The sequence below is a fragment of the Actinomadura opuntiae genome (genome assembly GCF_030283205.1).
In the GTDB taxonomy this organism is placed as follows: Bacteria; Actinomycetota; Actinomycetes; order Streptosporangiales; family Streptosporangiaceae; genus Spirillospora.
Genome location: NZ_JASNWF010000006.1, coordinates 280,091 through 295,327, shown reverse-complemented (window position 1 = coordinate 295,327; position 15,237 = coordinate 280,091). Strand labels below are relative to the sequence as shown.

At 74.4% G+C, this 15,237-nt stretch carries 17 protein-coding genes; 8 read left to right on the top strand and 9 right to left on the bottom strand.

From position 1 onward, the window contains the following. The first annotated feature begins 79 nt into the window (after nucleotides 1–79). The gene (locus QP089_RS15180) at nucleotides 80–1,000 is read left to right on the top strand and encodes an SDR family NAD(P)-dependent oxidoreductase (protein ID WP_285912227.1); all 921 of its coding nucleotides are present in this window, start codon (nucleotides 80–82) and stop codon (nucleotides 998–1,000) included. 125 nt (nucleotides 1,001–1,125) lie between these two features. Here the strand turns inward: QP089_RS15180 and QP089_RS15175 are convergent, their stop codons facing one another. After that, a complete protein-coding gene (locus QP089_RS15175; protein ID WP_285912226.1) occupies nucleotides 1,126–1,611 on the bottom strand; it encodes an Lrp/AsnC family transcriptional regulator in 486 nt (161 codons plus the stop codon). Nucleotides 1,612–1,739: 128 nt separating this feature from the next. Between QP089_RS15175 and QP089_RS15170 the strand changes: the two genes are divergently transcribed. Both QP089_RS15170 and QP089_RS15165 read left to right on the top strand, forming a co-directional pair. Further along, entirely contained in the window at nucleotides 1,740–5,222 is a 3,483-nt protein-coding gene (locus QP089_RS15170) for an indolepyruvate ferredoxin oxidoreductase family protein (protein ID WP_285912225.1), read from the top strand. Between the two features lie 165 nt (nucleotides 5,223–5,387). After that, nucleotides 5,388–5,924, top strand: coding sequence for a hypothetical protein (locus QP089_RS15165; RefSeq protein ID WP_285912224.1), 537 nt, complete (start codon nucleotides 5,388–5,390; stop codon nucleotides 5,922–5,924). Between the two features lie 9 nt (nucleotides 5,925–5,933). Here QP089_RS15165 and QP089_RS15160 read toward each other — a convergent pair whose 3' ends face one another. Beyond that, the gene (locus QP089_RS15160) at nucleotides 5,934–6,380 is read right to left on the bottom strand and encodes an HIT family protein (protein WP_285912223.1); all 447 of its coding nucleotides are present in this window, start codon (nucleotides 6,378–6,380) and stop codon (nucleotides 5,934–5,936) included. 70 nt (nucleotides 6,381–6,450) lie between these two features. On the opposite strand from QP089_RS15160, the gene QP089_RS15155 reads away from it, so the two are divergent. Next, nucleotides 6,451–6,894 (top strand): MarR family winged helix-turn-helix transcriptional regulator, encoded by a 444-nt coding sequence (locus QP089_RS15155; protein ID WP_285912222.1) that lies wholly within the window; start codon nucleotides 6,451–6,453, stop codon nucleotides 6,892–6,894. A 3-nt stretch (nucleotides 6,895–6,897) separates the two neighbouring features. Here the strand turns inward: QP089_RS15155 and QP089_RS15150 are convergent, their stop codons facing one another. Both QP089_RS15150 and QP089_RS15145 read right to left on the bottom strand, forming a co-directional pair. After that, a complete protein-coding gene (locus QP089_RS15150; protein ID WP_285912221.1) occupies nucleotides 6,898–7,131 on the bottom strand; it encodes a DUF3040 domain-containing protein in 234 nt (77 codons plus the stop codon). A gap of 86 nt (nucleotides 7,132–7,217) precedes the next feature. Further along, nucleotides 7,218–7,934 carry a helix-turn-helix transcriptional regulator gene (locus tag QP089_RS15145; protein ID WP_285912220.1) on the bottom strand — a complete coding sequence of 239 codons (717 nt, stop codon included), beginning with the start codon at nucleotides 7,932–7,934 and terminating at the stop codon, nucleotides 7,218–7,220. Nucleotides 7,935–8,052: 118 nt separating this feature from the next. Here QP089_RS15145 and QP089_RS15140 point away from each other — a divergent pair, with 118 nt between their 5' ends. Both QP089_RS15140 and QP089_RS15135 read left to right on the top strand, forming a co-directional pair. Further along, nucleotides 8,053–8,631 (top strand): DUF2231 domain-containing protein, encoded by a 579-nt coding sequence (locus QP089_RS15140; protein WP_285912219.1) that lies wholly within the window; start codon nucleotides 8,053–8,055, stop codon nucleotides 8,629–8,631. Then, nucleotides 8,628–9,053: a hypothetical protein gene (locus tag QP089_RS15135; protein ID WP_285912218.1), complete on the top strand. Its 426-nt coding sequence runs from the start codon at nucleotides 8,628–8,630 to the stop codon at nucleotides 9,051–9,053. The genes QP089_RS15140 and QP089_RS15135 overlap by 4 nt, the downstream gene beginning before the upstream one ends. Nucleotides 9,054–9,063: 10 nt before the next feature. Here the strand turns inward: QP089_RS15135 and QP089_RS15130 are convergent, their stop codons facing one another. Beyond that, a complete protein-coding gene (locus QP089_RS15130) occupies nucleotides 9,064–9,792 on the bottom strand; it encodes an SDR family oxidoreductase (RefSeq protein WP_285912217.1) in 729 nt (242 codons plus the stop codon). 57 nt (nucleotides 9,793–9,849) lie between these two features. Between QP089_RS15130 and QP089_RS15125 the strand changes: the two genes are divergently transcribed. Next, nucleotides 9,850–10,443, top strand: coding sequence for a TetR/AcrR family transcriptional regulator (locus QP089_RS15125; protein ID WP_285912216.1), 594 nt, complete (start codon nucleotides 9,850–9,852; stop codon nucleotides 10,441–10,443). A 157-nt stretch (nucleotides 10,444–10,600) separates the two neighbouring features. Here the strand turns inward: QP089_RS15125 and QP089_RS15120 are convergent, their stop codons facing one another. Beyond that, nucleotides 10,601–12,022 carry an MFS transporter gene (locus QP089_RS15120; RefSeq protein WP_285912215.1) on the bottom strand — a complete coding sequence of 474 codons (1,422 nt, stop codon included), beginning with the start codon at nucleotides 12,020–12,022 and terminating at the stop codon, nucleotides 10,601–10,603. A gap of 67 nt (nucleotides 12,023–12,089) precedes the next feature. On the opposite strand from QP089_RS15120, the gene QP089_RS15115 reads away from it, so the two are divergent. Continuing rightward, on the top strand, nucleotides 12,090–12,587 hold the full coding sequence (locus QP089_RS15115; RefSeq protein ID WP_285912214.1) for a winged helix-turn-helix transcriptional regulator: 498 nt from the start codon (nucleotides 12,090–12,092) through the stop codon (nucleotides 12,585–12,587). A 38-nt stretch (nucleotides 12,588–12,625) separates the two neighbouring features. Here QP089_RS15115 and QP089_RS15110 read toward each other — a convergent pair whose 3' ends face one another. From QP089_RS15110 to QP089_RS15100, 3 genes are all read right to left on the bottom strand, one after another. Continuing rightward, on the bottom strand, nucleotides 12,626–13,657 hold the full coding sequence (locus QP089_RS15110; RefSeq protein WP_285912213.1) for a CU044_5270 family protein: 1,032 nt from the start codon (nucleotides 13,655–13,657) through the stop codon (nucleotides 12,626–12,628). After that, a complete protein-coding gene (locus QP089_RS15105; RefSeq protein WP_353070588.1) occupies nucleotides 13,654–14,364 on the bottom strand; it encodes an RNA polymerase sigma factor in 711 nt (236 codons plus the stop codon). The genes QP089_RS15110 and QP089_RS15105 overlap by 4 nt, the downstream gene beginning before the upstream one ends. A 136-nt stretch (nucleotides 14,365–14,500) precedes the next feature. Then, the gene (locus tag QP089_RS15100; RefSeq protein WP_285912212.1) at nucleotides 14,501–15,205 is read right to left on the bottom strand and encodes a GTP-binding protein; all 705 of its coding nucleotides are present in this window, start codon (nucleotides 15,203–15,205) and stop codon (nucleotides 14,501–14,503) included. Nucleotides 15,206–15,237: the final 32 nt, after the last annotated feature.

The window sequence follows — 15,237 nt, the reverse complement described above, 5'->3', positions numbered from 1 at the left end:
CCATTCAGTTGACAACGCGCCCGAAACGAGGTCTCCTGTACCTAAACAACCAGTTAGTTAGTAGCCCAGGAGGACGACGATGCCCATCACAACCCCACTGACCTTCTTGATCAGCGGAGCGTCCCGCGGCCTCGGCGAGCAGATCACCCGAGCCGCACTGGAGGCCGGCCACCGCGTCGTAGCCGGCGTCCGCACGCCGTCCACGCCATCCGCGCCGCCCACGCCGTCCGCGCCGTCCGCGCTGGACGAGCTCGCCGCCGAGCACGGCGACCGGCTCGCAATCGTGCGGCTGGACGTGACCGACGACCGCGCCGCCGAGGAGGCCGTGCGGACCGCGACGTCCCGGTTCGGCCGGCTGGACGTCCTGGTCAACAACGCCGGCTACGCCAACATCGCCCCGATCGAGGATGTCGGCTTCGACGACTTCCGCGCCCAGCTCGACACCAACCTGCTCGGCGTGGTGCGGCTGACGCGGGCGGCGCTGCCGGTGATGCGCGAGCAGCGGGCCGGGCGGATCATCCAGATCTCGTCGGTGGGAGGCCGGCTCGCCACGCCGGGGCTGGGCGCGTACCAGACGGCGAAGTGGGCCGTCGGCGGGTTCTCCTCGGTGCTCGCCGCCGAGGTCGCGCCGCTGGGCATCAAGGTCACCGTGCTGGAGCCGGGCGGGATGCGCACCGACTGGGCCGGATCGTCCATGCGGATCGACCCCGTCCGCCCCGAGTACGCCGGGACCGTCGGGGAGATGGCGGCGAGGCACGGCGACGGCAGCGTGACGGCGGCGAGCGACCCCGCCAAGGTGGCGCGGCTGGTGCTCGAAGTCGTCGCGCTGGACGACCCACCGCTGCGCCTGCTCGTGGGCGCCGACGCCTACAAGTACGCCACCGCCGCGGGCCGTGCCCTGCTCGCCGAGGACGAGCGGTGGCGCGACCTCAGCGAGTCGACCACCGCGGACGACGCCACGACACAGCACCTGGACCCACTCGGCACCACTTCCAACTGACCCCGACTCAGCACGCCAGGCCCAGCACGCCGGCTCAGCGCACCCGGCTCAGCACGCAGCGCACCCCGCTCAGCGGGCTCGACTCACCAAGCCCGGCTCAGCAAGCCCGGCTCAACGCACCCGGCTCAGCGGGCCCGGCGTTCCTCGTCCTCCAGCAGCGGCCCGAGCCGGAACGGCACCTGCTCGGTCAGCACGATCGACGTGGTGCTGCGCCGAACGCCAGGGCAGGCCAGGATCGAGTCGATCACCTCGTGCAGCTGCTTGCCGTTCGGGGCGACCGCCCGCACCAGCAGGTCGCCTTGACCGGTGATGCCCAGAACCTCCAGCACGCGCGGGATCGCAGCCAGCGCCTGGGCGGCCTCCCGGAGCCGCCCCTGCGCCACCTCCAGGGTGACGAACGCGGTCAGCTCGAAGCCGAGGGCGCCGAGATCGACGTCGCGCCCGCGGTGGCCGATGACGCCGTCCCGCTCAAGCCGTTCGACGCGGGCGTGCGCGGTGTTGCGGGCGATGCCGAGCTTGGCGGCCAGCTCGGTGATGCCGATGCGGGGCTGGTCGACCAGCCGGCGCAGGATCTGGATGTCGAGGAGGGTGGCACGCGTCACAACGCTCATCTCCGGCCGGTAACTCGGTTCTGACTTGAGCAATCCGCTCAATTATCGCCCCGCCATCTTGCACTCCGCTCAGCACAGCGTGCTGAATGTGGCTGAACGGCTCGACCGCCGGGAGAGGGGCACGCATCATGACCAGTACCTCGACGTCCGCGCTCCGCGACCGCCTGGAGCTGGAGCGGGGCCGGATCGCGCTGGGCGGCGTCCAGGCGCTGGTCCGGCTGCTGCTCGACCAGCGGCGGGCGGACGCCCGGCGCGGCTGGACGACCGCCGGGTTCGTGTCCGGCTACCGGGGCTCCCCGCTCGGCGGGCTCGACCAGCAGCTGATGCGCGAGAAGAAGCTCCTGGACGGCCACGACATCCGGTTCATCCCGGGCGTGAACGAGGAGCTGGCGGCCACGGCGGTGTACGGGTCGCAGCTCGTCGAGCACCTCCCCGGCCCGCGCTACCAGGGCGTCTTCGGCCTCTGGTACGGCAAGGCGCCCGGCGTCGACCGGTCGCTCGACGCGTTCAAGCACGCCAACTGGCTCGGCACCGCCGAGCGCGGCGGGGTCCTCGCCGTCGTGGGCGACGACCCGTCCTGCAAGTCCTCGACGCTGCCGTCCGCGACGGAGGGCGCGCTGGCCGAGGCGTTCATGCCGGTGCTCGCGCCCGGATCGATCACCGACGTGCTGCGCCTCGGCCGGCACGGGTTCGAGATGTCCCGGTTCAGCGGTGCGTGGACCGGTTTCAAGCTCGTCACGGACGTCGCCGACTCGCTGGAGATCGTGGACGTCGCGCCCGTCCCGGACCCGGTCGTCCCCGAACTGGAGTGGCGCGGCCGCCCCTGGAAGCCGACCCGGCGCCCGGGCGTCGACCTCAAGGACACGACCTCGCTCGAAGCCGAAGTCCTGCACGGACGGCTGCGCGCCGCGACGGCGTACGCGTCGGCGAACGGCCTCGACGTCATCGAAGGCGCGACCGGCGAAGCGGCGGCCATCGGCCTCGTCGCGTCCGGCCGCACCTACCTCGAGCTGCGCGAGGCCCTCGACCGCCTCGGCCTGGACGACGAGGCGCTCGCACGGCGCGGCGTCCGGCTGCTCAAGCTGGCGCTGATCCACCCGCTCGACCCGGTGCGGCTCCGCGAGTTCGCGACGGGCCTCCGCGAGATCGTCGTCGTGGAGGAGAAGCGCGCGTTCGTCGAGACGCAGATCCGTGACCTGCTGTACGACGCGCCGGAGCGTCCCGCCGTGCTCGGCAAGAACGGCCCGGACGGCGCGCCGCTCGTCCCCGCCGACGGCGGCCTCACCGCCGACCGGATCGTCAAGGCGCTCGCCCGCCTGCTCGCGGACCGCGTCGGCGAGGAGCACGTCGACCTGCGCGACCCTGCGCTGCGCCCCCGCAAGCCCGCGATCAACCTGCTCGCGCCCGCCCGCACCCCGTACTTCTGCTCCGGCTGCCCGCACAACCGGTCCACGGTCGTCCCGGACGGGTCGATGGCGGCGAGCGGCATCGGCTGCCACGTCATGACCGTCTTCCAGGACCGCAGCATCGGCACCACCCAGATGGGCGGCGAGGGCGCGATGTGGGTCGGCGCGGCGCCGTTCACCGAGACCGGGCACATGTTCCAGAACCTCGGCGACGGGACGTTCTTCCACTCCGGCAGCCTCGCGATCCGGCAGGCCGTCGCCGCCGGCACGAACATCACCTTCAAGCTGCTCTACAACGCGGCCGTCGCGATGACCGGCGGGCAGGACGCCGACGGCGGCACCGACCCCGCGTCCATCACCCGGATGCTGCACGCCGAGGGCGTCGCGAAGATCGTCGTGGTCGCGGACGACCCGTCCCGCTACCCGCGCGGCACGGACTGGGCGCCGGGCGTCCGGATCCGGCACCGCGACGACCTCGACGCCGTCCAGCGGGAACTGCGCGAGATCCCCGGCGTGACCGTGCTGCTCTACGACCAGGCGTGCGCGGCCGAGACGCGGCGCAAGCGCAAGCGCGGCCTCGTCCCCGACCCGCAGACCCGGGTGATGATCAACGAGGCGGTCTGCGAGGGCTGCGGCGACTGCGGCACCAAGTCCAACTGCCTGAGCGTCGAGCCGGTCGAGACCGAGTTCGGCCGCAAGACGCAGATCAACCAGACGTCCTGCAACAAGGACTACTCCTGCGTGGACGGCGACTGCCCGTCCTTCCTCACCGTGATCCCCGGCGAGAAGAGGAAGGCCGCGCCGTCGCTGCCGAAGATCGGCGACCTGGCGGAGCCCGCGTCCCGGCCGGTCGCGGCGGACGTCCTGCTCGTCGGCATCGGCGGCACCGGCGTCGTCACCGTCAACCAGGTCCTCGCGACCGCCGCGCTGCTGGACGGCCGGCACGCCCGCGCGCTCGACCAGACCGGGCTCAGCCAGAAGGCCGGCGCGGTCGTCTCGCACCTGCGGATCGGTGACGCCCCGGCCGAGCGTCCCGGCATGATCGGGGACGGCGGCGCCGACGCCTACCTGGCGTTCGACGCGCTCGCCGCCACCACCGAGACCAACCTGCGGCGCTGTGCCCCCGGCCGCACCGCCGCGGTTGTGTCGACCAGCGAGGTGCCGACCGGCCGGATGATCACCGACGTGACCGCCGCGCTGCCGCCGAGCGCGTCCCTGGTCCGGCAGATCGCCGCCCGCACCGACGGCGCCCGGCTCGTCGCGCTCGACGCCCTCGACCTGGCCGAACGCTGGTTCGGCGGCACGACCACCGCGAACTTCGTCGTCGTCGGCGCCGCCTACCAGTCCGGGCTGCTGCCGCTGTCGGCCCGGGCGATCGAGGAGGCGCTCACGCTCAACGGCGTCCAGGTCGAGGCGAACGTGCAGGCGTTCCGGGCGGGCCGCCGGCTCGTCCTGGAGCCCGGCTGGGCCGAGCCGCCCGCGACCACCCCCGTCCAGCGGCCCCTCACCACGAACGCGCCCGCCGCGATGAATCTCGTGGACGCCTCCGGCGCGGACGACGAGCTGGCCCGCGTGCTGCGGATCCGCGTCCCCGACCTCGCCGCCTACCAGGACCTCGCACTCGCCAAGCGGTACCTGGACACCGTCCTGCGCGTCGCCGCCGCCGAACGCGACGCCGTCGCGTCCGGGCAGCGGCTCGCCGTCGCGGTCGCCCGCCACCTGCACAAGCTGATGGCCTACAAGGACGAGTACGAGGTCGCCCGCCTGCACCTGGACCCGGCGCTCGCCCGCCGGGTGGAGGAGCAGTTCGGGGCGGGCGCGACCGTCCGGTACATGCTGCACCCGCCGCTGCTGCGCGCCATCGGCGTCGACCGCAAGATCGCGCTCGGCCGGACGGCCCGTCCCGCGTTCCACGCGCTGCGCGCGATGCGCCGCCTGCGCGGCACCCCGCTCGACCCGTTCGGCGCCACCGCGCAGCGCCGCGCCGAACGCCGCCTGGTCGCCGAGTACCTCGCGGTCGTGGACGAGCTGGTCGCCGGCCTCGACAAGGACAACCACGACCTCGCCGTCGAGATCGCCGAACTGCCCGACATGATCCGCGGCTACGAGGACGTCAAGACCGCCAACATCGCCCGCTACCACGAGAAACTGCGCAACCTCCTCGCCGCCTGGCGCGCGGAGCAGCCGCTCGCCGTGCGCGGCTAGAGACCGGCCGGCCGCGGCCCGCACCCCAACGACGTGGTGCGGGCCGCGGCCGGTTCTCTTCTCCCGGACGCCCGCATCGAACCGCCGCCCGGCCGGACGGCGTACTCCCCGACATGGATCGGCCGGTGCCGCACCGGCCGCCACCGGGCTCGACCGGGAGGACGCATGGCAGCCGAGTCGGCGGGGAGCGAGTGGCGCGCCGCCCTGCCGCGGACCCGGCGCCGCTCCTCGGTCCTCTGGCTCGCCTTCGCCGGCGTCGTGGCGACGGTCGCCGCCGCCGGAACGCTCGTCCTCGGGCTCGGCGACACCCTCACCGGCGCGGACCGCTCACGCGGCCGCCTCCTCCCCCTCCAGGCCGCCTCCCCCGCGACCCAGCAACCCGCACACCCCGAACCCCACACGGACGCGCCCCGCACGAACGCACCTCGCACGGAGGCGCCCGCCGACCCGACCCCTTTCGTGCCGCTCCGCCAGGCCCTTCTCCGGCTCCGCTTCGCGGTGGGTCAGGGCGTCGCGGCCGGGGACGTCCGCGCGGACGTGGGCGTCGACCTCACCAACGTCATCCAGGGCATGCTCGCCCACCCGCACCCCGGCACCGACGTCACCGCCCTCCACGCCAAGATCACCACCCGCACCCGCGAAGGCGCCATCACCGCCCCCCGCGCAACCGAACTCCACCACATCCTCGCCCACACCGGTTGATCCCCCAGCTCACAGATGCCGGCGGACGGCCAGCGCCAACTCGTCCCGCCGCGTCTCGCTCAGATCCTCCTCCGGCGGGCGCCCGAGCAGCGCGAACACCCGCGGCCCCCGCAGGTCGGTCGGCAGATCCGCCATGCGCGGGACGAGGTGGAAGTGGACGTGCGCGAACCCCTCGGTCTCGGCGAACTGCGCGAGGTAGGTCTTGCGGCACCCCGTGACGGCGTGCACCGCCCGCGACAGCCTCACCTGCCAGGGCCCCAGCGCGGCGGCCTCGGCGTCGGTCAGCTCGGCGATGGCCGTGACGTGCCGGCGCGGTGCGAGCACGAGCCAGCCGGGGGTGGCGGTGCCGAACGCGTGCGCCACCCGCCAATGCTCGTCGAACGCGACGACCTCACGCGGCGGCAGCGAATCCATGCTGGCGTTGTGGTCGCATACGAGACATCCGGTGGGGGCCATGGCGGTGATGGTAGGGAGGGGCGCTGACAGAGCGCCCGGTGGGCGGGTGGGGAGGTCATACACTGCGCGTGTGGACGGGGGGTCGTTGGACGAGCTGAGCCAGGAGGACTTCGCGTCCCTGCTGGCCTTCCGGACGGGGCTGCGCCGCTACCTGCGGTGGAGCGAGACCCGCGTGCGGGAGGCGGGGCTGACCCCCGCGCAGCACCAGCTGCTGCTGGCGATCAAGGGGCACGGCACGCGGCGGGCGCCGACGGTCGGCGAGCTGGCCGGGTACCTGCTGCTGCGGCACCACAGCACGGTGGAGCTGATCGACCGGGCGGAGCGGGCGGGCCTGGTGCGGCGCGGGCGCGACCCCGAGGACAACCGGGTGATCCGGGTGTCGCTGACGCCGACGGCCGACCGGGTGCTGCACGAGCTGACGCGGCTGCACCTGGCGGAACTGCAGAGCCTCGCGCCGATCCTGGAGCGGCTGAGCGCCGAGCTGAAGCACCTGGAGGGCCCGCAGGGCGGGTAGCGGCTACCGCGAGACCAGGGTGGCGAGGACCCCGATCGCGACCATCGCGACGAGCAGGGCCGCCGTCATCGCCCAGCACGTCCACCGGCTCGGCTCCACGCGCTCGCGGCCGGGCGGCGTCTCGGCCTCCACCAGCCGGTTGAACATCGCGAACCGGGCGGCGAGCTCCTGGTCCTGCTTGCAGAGGCCCATCTCGATGACCGCGAGGACCCGGCTCTCGTGCAACGGCAGGCTCATCGCCCCTCCAGCCACTCTTCCGTTCACCCCCGGCTCCGCTGGGCGTCCGCGGGGTGTCCCCGTTATGTAACCGGAACGGGCAAGATCTATCGCTCCGCGATAGGCCGGTTGCGGCGCGGGCCGAACTCGACGCAGCAGTAGCCCTCGTGGGGGGCGAGCGTCGCCTGGACGGACGACGCGCCGAGGCCGTCCACCATGCCGGACAGGAACGCGTGGTTGACGCCGCAGACCAGGTCGGGATCGTCGGCGGCGAGCGGATGGAACGGGCAGTTGCGCAGCCGCAGCCGGGTGGGGCTCTCGCGCTCGGGCTCGAAGCCGTGCCGGGCCAGCACGTCCGCCGCGCCGGTGAGCGCGCGCTCGGTGCCGAGCCGCCCGCCCCGGACGGGCCGGCTCTCCGCCTCGCCCAGCGCCCGGCCGCGCTCGGCCGCCGCCCGCAGCGCGGCCTGCTCGCCGGTCTCGCCCGCCGACTGCGAGCGGACGGCGTCCAGCAGGATGCCCGCGAGCAGCCCGTGCTCCCGCTGCGGCACGCTGACCTGCACGTCCATGCCGGACGGCTCGTACACCTTCGGCGTCCGCCCGACCCGGCGCACGCCGGACGGCTTGGCGTAGCCGGCCCGCAGCAGGCCCGCCGCCACGAGCTTGTCGAGGTGGAAGGCGGCGAGCTTGCGGGAGATCCCGACGCTGGCGGCGGCCTCGTCGCGGGTGACGGGCGCCTTCGCGGCGCGGATGAAGGCGTACATGTCGCGGCGCAGCCCGTCGCTGAGGATCGCGACGGCCTCGAGCGCGGTGGGATCGGCGGGCACATCGCCACCTTACGCCGAGAAAACTGTCTGAAACCAGGACGACATGCCCGGCTTCCCGCCCACCCGTTGACGGCCCTCCCTAAAAGACCAATACTTGTTGGCGAAACAGGAGGTCGCCATGGACGCCCTGCGGCAGGCCAAGCGGCCGGTGAGCGCGCTCGCCGGACCGTACGGCCATCCCCTGCACCCGCTGCTGGTGACGGTCCCCATCGGGGCATGGACGTGCAGCCTGGTCTTCGACGTCGCCTCGCACCTCGCCGGCGACCCCGCGTTCCTCGCGAAGGGGTCGCTGTGGCTCATCGGGATCGGTGTCGCCGGCGCGCTGGCCGCCGCGTCCGCCGGGTTCCTCGACCTGCTCGCGATCGCCCCGGGCACGCCCGCCTTCCGGACGGCCCTCGTCCACATGACCCTGAACCTCACCGTGACGCTCGCGTACGTGGCGGGGTTCGGCTGGCGGATGGGCGACGACCGTCCGGGCGCGGTGGGCGCGGGGCCGCTGGCGCTGTCGGCCGTCGCGCTCGCGGTGCTGGCCGTGTCGGGGTTCCTCGGCGGACGGCTCGCCTACCGCTACGGCGTCCGCGTCGCCGACGAGAGTGTGCAGGCCGAGGGGTTCGCCGCGTCCGCGGCACCGGCCCACGAGCCGCCCGCCGACGAACCGGCGGGCGGGCGCTCCACCGAACAAGAGGGATCACCATGACCATCGCGGCACTGATCGCCTGGCTCGTCACCGCGCTCGGCGGCTTCTACATGCTCGGCACCTGGATCGCGCGCGGCGGCACCCGCCCCGGCCGGTCCCGGCTCCCCGTGCCGGTGATCGCCGGCCACTTCCTGCTCGCCGCCACGGGCCTGGTCGTCTGGATCGTCTACCTGTTCGCCGACCGCGCCGCGCTGGCCTGGACGGCGTTCGGCCTGCTGCTGCCCGTCGCGCTGCTCGGCTTCGTCATGTTCGCCCGCTGGCTGCCGTCGCAGCGCGCCCGCACCGTCGAGGCCCACGGCGCGCCCGGCGCCGCGGAGACGGCCCCCGCCGAGAGCGCGTTCCCGCTGCCGGTCGTCCTCGGCCACGGCCTGTTCGCCGTCATCACCCTCGTCCTCGTCCTCCTCACGGCCCTGCGCGCCTAGCCCGCACCCGTCACCAGGGGACCGCGCCCTGCTCGCGGAAGAACCCGCCGGTCGGGCCGTCCGCGGGCAGGGTGGCGAGCTCCACGACGACGCGGGAGCCCTCCTCGACGGTGCGGGTGCCGCGGTACGCGCTCATGTCCGTCGCGACGTACCCGGGCGTCGCCGAGTTGATCTTGATGTGGGCGAGCCCGGGGTCGGCGGCGAAGGCCGCCGCGTACTGGACGGTCAGCATGTTCAGCGCCGCCTTGGAACTGGAGTAGGCGAGCCGCAGGTGCGCGTCGCCGCCGAAGTCGGTGCCGCCGCCGGTCAGCGTGAGGGACGCCGTGGTGCTCGAGACGTTCACCACGCGGGCCGCCGGCGACCGGCGCAGCAGCGGCAGCAGCGCGTTCAGCACGGTCACGACGCCGAACACGTTGATCTCGTAGGCGCGGCGCAGGTCGTCGGCGGTCGTCTCCACGGCGGGCGCCTCGACCATGACCCCGGCGTTGTTGACCAGCACGTCGAGGCGGCCGTGCTCGGCGCCGATCCGCTCGGCGGCGGCCGCCACGCCGGACGGGTCGGTCACGTCCACCGGCAGCGGCCGCACGTCGCCCTCGCCCGCGAGGTCCCGCGCCGCCCGCGCGCCCCGGTCCGCGTCCCGGCTGCCGAGCAGGACGGTCATCCCGCGCCGGGCCAGCTGCCGTGCGGTCTCCCTGCCCAGTCCCCTGTTCGCCCCGGTCACCAGTGCCACCGTCGCCATGACGCCCTCCTCGTGATACAGCCTGTATCTCAATATACAAGCTGTATCATCTTCGCCATGGAGAGAGCCGCCGCGGCCGAGCGCACCCGCCGTGCGATCGTGGGCGCCGCCCGGCGCCACCTGATCGACACCGGGTACCACGGGCTCAGCATGGAACGGGTCGCCGCCGGGGCCGGGGTCACCCGGGTGACGGTCTACCGGCGGTTCGGCTCCAAGCTCGGCCTGCTGGAGGCCGTCGCCGACGACCTCGCACGCCGCTCCGAGGTCGTCGCGCGCCTGCGGGAGGCCCTCGGTCTCCCGCGCGCGCCGGACGCCTTCCGCGCGACCGTGACCGGGATCTGCCGGTTCTGGGCGACCGATCCGGACCTGTTGCGCCGCCTGGTGAGCCTCGCCGCGGTCGACCCGGAGGTCCGCGACGTCGTCGCGGACCGCGAACGCTGGCGGCTGGCCCAGGTGACCGCGGCCGTCGAGCGCCTGGACGGCGAGGGCCGCCTGCGCCCGCCGTTCGGTGTGCCGGAGGCGGCCGCCGTCGCCGGCGCCGTGACGTCCTTCCCGTCCTGCGACGCCATGGCCGCCGACCTCGGCCGCGACGTCGGCGGCCTTTCCCCGCTCCTGCTGGCCCTCCTGGGCTCCGTCGCCGAGCTGGGGTGAGACGGCACGATGGGCATCCCGTCCGGATCGGGATGCCCATCATGTGTCGGGGCGGGGGACGAACCGGGCCGTTGGGGGTCCGGGTCAAGGCTTCGTCCGCGCCCTCGTCTCGCCGATGTCAAGGGTCAGCGAGATGGCTGTGTCAAGCAGGGTGTCTTCAGGTGCCGGCGACCACTTCCTTCTCGGTTTCGGGGACGGGGGCGAGGGGCCGGTGGCGGCGCGGCGTCATGCCGAGGGCGGCGATCGCGGCGATGACCATGAACGCGCCGACCATCAGCCAGGCGTGCACGTAGGCGCGGTGGGCGTCCACGTAGCCGTGGGGGTCGCCGAGGGCGGCGACGGCGAGGCTGACGCCGAGGACGGTGCCGATCTGCCGGCTCATGTTGACGACGGCGCTGCCCGTCGCGAACCGGTGGTCGGGCAGGTCCGCGGCGGCGGCGGACAGGATGGTGGGCAGCGCGAGGCCGACGCCGACGCCGCCGACGAGCCAGCCGGGCAGCAGCTCGGTGGCGTAGGCGGGGGTCGCGCCGAGGCTGACCGCGACCATGGCGGCGCCGAACGCGCAGAGCATGCAGCCGACGGCGGTGATCAGGCCGACCGGGACGCCGCGCGCGGCCATCTTCCCGGCGATCAGCGCCATCAGCGGGACCAGCAGCGGCCCGGGGGCGACGCCGAGGCCGGTGCGCACCGGCGAGTAGTGCCAGACCTGCTGCATCCACAGCACGCCGAGCAGCAGGTACGCGGCGAACGCGACGGCGAACAGCAGGATCGCGGCGTTGGACCAGGCGAAGGTGCGGACGGCCAGCAGCGACGGCTCGATCACGGGGGCGGGGTGCCGGCGGGAGCGGCCCCAGAAGAAGGCGAGGGCGATCAGCGCCGCGCCCACCACGATCGCGGTGCGCTGCCCCGGCCAGTCGTTGATCTTCACCAGGCCGAGCGCGAGCAGGGCGATCGCGCCGGTCAGCACGGCGGCGCCGGGCAGGTCGGGGACGCGCGCCGCCGCGCCGTCCCGGCTGTCGGGCACGAACCGCAGCGCCAGGGCGATCGCGAGCAGGCCGATCGGCACGTTCACCTCGAACACCCAGCGCCAGGACGAGTCGACCAGCACCCCGCCGACGGCCGGCCCGGCGGCGGCGGCGAGCGCGGACGCGGCGGACCACAGCCGCACCGCCCCGGCGCGGCGTCCGGGCGGGAAGACCGACAGCAGCAGGCCGAGGCTGGTCGGGATGAGCGCCGCCGCGCCCGCGGCCTGCAGGACGCGGAAGCCGACCAGCCACCACAGCGACGGAGCCGCGGCGCAGGCCTGGGAGGCGAGGGTGAACACGGCGAGGCCGAGGACGAGGCCGCCCTTGCGGCCGTAGCGGTCGGCGAGCCTGCCGAGCGGGACGAGCAGCGCCGCGAACACGATCGCGTAGCCGTTCAGCACCCAGGACAGGTCGGCCAGGGACGTCCCGGCGAAGTCGCGGCCGATGTCGTCGAAGGCGACGTTGACGATGAACAGGTCGAGGCCCGCCATGAAGGAGGCGACGGAGAGCACCGCGAGCAGCAGCCCCGGGCGCACCTGACTTTGTTTCACCATAGTCAGGGACGCTAACCCCGCCGCCTGACTTTGGTCAAGCGAAGTCAGCAGGTTTATAGTGGGCGGCGTGACGATCACGCTTGAGGGGCATTTCGCCGACCGCGACACCTGGTCGATGCAGAACTGCCCGGTCGCGCGGACGCTCGCCGCGCTCGGCCCGCCGTCGGCGGTGCTGGTGCTCAGCGAGGCGTACTTCGGGACGAACCGGTTCGGCGACTTCGTGAAGAACCTCGAGATGACCGAGTCGGCCGTCACCGCCCGCCTGCGCCACCTGGTGAACGCCGGGCTGCTCGTCCGCGAGCCCTACCAGGAGCCCGGGCAGCGCACCCGCTACGAGTACCACCTGACCAAGATGGGCCGGGACCTCGCGCCCACCCTCGTCAGCCTCATGGAGTGGGGCGAGACGTACCTGCCGGGCGAGGAGGGCCGGCAGGTCGCGCTCCGGCACGCCGGCTGCGACGAGCCCGTGACCGCGCAGGTCCGCTGCGCCGCCGGCCACGACGTCGCCGTCGACGAGATCGTGATGGGGTCGCCGTCGGATCCGGCCGGCGGCCCGCCCGCCTAGCCCTCCCCGCCCGGACGCGGCCGGACGCGGCCGGCCCGTCAGGACGGCCGCTGCCTCGGCGCGTCCACCACGGCGACGCGCAGCTGGGCGCTCCACCGCAGGACGGTGCCCGCCCCGACGCCGCCGGACAGGTTCCGGACCGCGGTGAGCCGGTCGCCGAGGTAGCGGTAGCTGCCGCGCGCCACGACGATCTGGAGGTTCTCGCCCTGCCCCGTGCGGGCGAAGCCGATGCCGCGGCGTCCCGCGCCGTCGACGGCGTCGCCGTCCAGGCGCACGCCCGGGACGCGGGCGAGCACGTCGTACAGCGCGGCCCGCAGATTGCGCGGCAGGTGGCCCTGCATGAGGTCGGCGATCGTCTCCACGGCCGCCTGGTCCCGGTCGAAGCCCTCCAGGAACGACTTCTCGTCGGCCTGGGCGTAGACGCGCGCGCGCAGCAGGGCGGGGTCGGTCGGCAGGGAGCGGACGAACTCCTCGTCGTCGGGGTCCCATCCGTGCTGGTCGGGCAGCAGCGCGAGCTTCTCCTCGCGCCCGTTCACCTGCCGGATGACCGTCGCCGGGACGACCGCGCACCAGCCGCCGCGGTCACCGCCGGGCCCGCAGTCGCGGATCTTCCCGCCGGTGGCCGGGTACCAGCTCCGGATGTGGAACGACGTGGTGGGACGCGGGGTGTCGGCGTCCTCGCCGGGGGCCCACATCACGCCCTGGCCGGGAACGCCCCGCTCGGTCGACTCCACGTAGATCCACTGGCCGGGACGGGCGACGGTGTCGAGTCCGACGCGGGTCGCGGCGGCGGCCCGGCGCAGCACGACGGCGGCCTCGGCGGGCGCGGCACCGTGTCCGCCGAGCACCGGCACGACCCCGATTGCGACCGCGGCGGCAGCGGCGAGTCCCCCGGCGAGCAGCGTCCGGCGGCCCGGCCTCGGCAGCGCGACGCGGCGGGTCCGCGGTGGACGGGCCGGTGTGGGGTCGGGCACGTCGGCGAGGATCCAGGTGAGCGTGGCGTCGAGCGCCTCCCGGCTCGGCGCGGGCACGTCGGGCTGCGCGGCGCGCAGCAGGTCCAGCTCGTTCACGGGGTGTCCTCCTGCGCGATCAGGGTGGGGTCGGAGCCGCCGAGCGCGTCGCGCAGCCGGCGGCGGGCGCGGTGCAGCCGGGACCGCACCGTGCCGACCGGCACGTCCAGGGCCTCGGCGACCTCCTCGTAGCTGAGGTCGGCCCACGCGACCAGCAGCAGGACGTTCCGGACGCGCGCGGGCAGCGCCGCGAGCGCGCCCGCCAGCGGCCCGTGCAGGCTCTGCGCGGTCACCCGGTCGGCGACCCGCTCGCCCAGGTCGTCGCCGGACGGGGCGGCGGCACCGGGCGCGGTGCGCTCCAGCAGCCGGTAGTTGCGGACCTCGGCCGCCCGGTGCCGGGCGATGAGGTTGGTCGCGATGCCGTACAGCCACGGCCGGGCGTCGGGGCGGCCCGGGTCGTAGCGGTGCCGGCTCCGGAACGCCACCAGGAACGTCTCGGCCATCACGTCCTCGGCGGCGTCCGGCCCGAGCCGCTGCGCGATGTAGCGGTGGATGCGGGGGGCGTGCCGGTGGAACAGCGGCGCGAACTCCTCGGGCCGCGCCAGCGACCGCGCGATGAGGACGGCGTCCCTGATCTCCGCACCCTGGCCCGCGCCCAGGCCCGCACCTGGGCTCGCGCCCGGGCCGTCAGAGGCCCCGGGCGCGGCGGCGTCAGGGGCCGCGAGCGCGGTGGCGGGCCGCCGCTCGCGTCCGCCGATCAGGGTCACGTCCGTCCCTGCCGGATCGTCGTGCTGTGCACTCTGGCCTCCTGTGCCGGGGAACTGTCATGGATGATTCCTCGCTCACGCGGAACGGGTTCCCCTGGCGGCACGGCGGACGGCGATCAGGCGGCGGGCGGAGGCGTCAGTTCTCCGCCCGGGCGGGTGTGGGCCACGGCCGCGGGCCCGGCTCGGACGGGGCGCGGGTGGACGCCGCGCCGGCGATCCGCAGCGCGTGCTCCACCAGCGCGACCAGCACCTGCTTCGCCGACCCCGTGCGCCGCGCGTCGCACAGCAGCACCGGCACGTGCGGCTCGATGTCGAGGGCGGTGCGGATCTCCGGCGGCTCGTAACGGTCGGCGTCGTCGAAGCAGTTCACCGCCACGACGAACGGCGTGCCCTTCTGCTCGAAGTAGTCGATGGAGGCGAAGCTCGCCATCAGCCGCCGCGTGTCGGCCAGCACCACCGCCCCGAGCGCGCCGCGCGACAGCTCGTTCCACATGAACCAGAACCGCTCCTGCCCCGGCGTGCCGAACAGGTAGATCGCGACGCCGTCGCGCAGCGTGATGCGGCCGAAGTCCATCGCCACGGTCGTGGTGGTCTTGGCGGCGACGCCGTCCAGGTCGTCGACGGCGGCGCCCGCGTCGGTCAGGGCCTCCTCGGTGCGCAGCGGGCGGATCTCGCTGACGGCGCCGACCAGGGTCGTCTTGCCGACCCCGAACCCGCCGGCGACCAGGATCTTCAACGCGACGCGGGGCCCGTCGTCCCGCTCGTCGTGCTCGGCGGCGTCGTCGAGCGGTCCGTCCCCGAGGGGACCGGTTCCGGGCGGGGGAGTCGGAACTGCTGGCATGTGAGTGTCCATGAGAGTCCGCAAGTGTCAGA

Excerpts from the sequence above, each read along its gene's own strand:
- QP089_RS15180 (WP_285912227.1), top strand. The coding sequence starts at position 80 with ATGCCCATCACAACCCCACTGACCTTCTTGATCAGCGGAGCGTCCCGC.
- QP089_RS15175 (WP_285912226.1), bottom strand. The coding sequence starts at position 1,611 with ATGAGCGTTGTGACGCGTGCCACCCTCCTCGACATCCAGATCCTGCGC.
- QP089_RS15170 (WP_285912225.1), top strand. The coding sequence starts at position 1,740 with ATGACCAGTACCTCGACGTCCGCGCTCCGCGACCGCCTGGAGCTGGAG.
- QP089_RS15165 (WP_285912224.1), top strand. The coding sequence starts at position 5,388 with ATGGCAGCCGAGTCGGCGGGGAGCGAGTGGCGCGCCGCCCTGCCGCGG.
- QP089_RS15160 (WP_285912223.1), bottom strand. The coding sequence starts at position 6,380 with ATGGCCCCCACCGGATGTCTCGTATGCGACCACAACGCCAGCATGGAT.
- QP089_RS15150 (WP_285912221.1), bottom strand. The coding sequence starts at position 7,131 with ATGAGCCTGCCGTTGCACGAGAGCCGGGTCCTCGCGGTCATCGAGATG.
- QP089_RS15140 (WP_285912219.1), top strand. The coding sequence starts at position 8,053 with ATGGACGCCCTGCGGCAGGCCAAGCGGCCGGTGAGCGCGCTCGCCGGA.
- QP089_RS15135 (WP_285912218.1), top strand. The coding sequence starts at position 8,628 with ATGACCATCGCGGCACTGATCGCCTGGCTCGTCACCGCGCTCGGCGGC.
- QP089_RS15130 (WP_285912217.1), bottom strand. The coding sequence starts at position 9,792 with ATGGCGACGGTGGCACTGGTGACCGGGGCGAACAGGGGACTGGGCAGG.
- QP089_RS15125 (WP_285912216.1), top strand. The coding sequence starts at position 9,850 with ATGGAGAGAGCCGCCGCGGCCGAGCGCACCCGCCGTGCGATCGTGGGC.
- QP089_RS15120 (WP_285912215.1), bottom strand. The coding sequence starts at position 12,022 with ATGGTGAAACAAAGTCAGGTGCGCCCGGGGCTGCTGCTCGCGGTGCTC.
- QP089_RS15100 (WP_285912212.1), bottom strand. The coding sequence starts at position 15,205 with ATGCCAGCAGTTCCGACTCCCCCGCCCGGAACCGGTCCCCTCGGGGAC.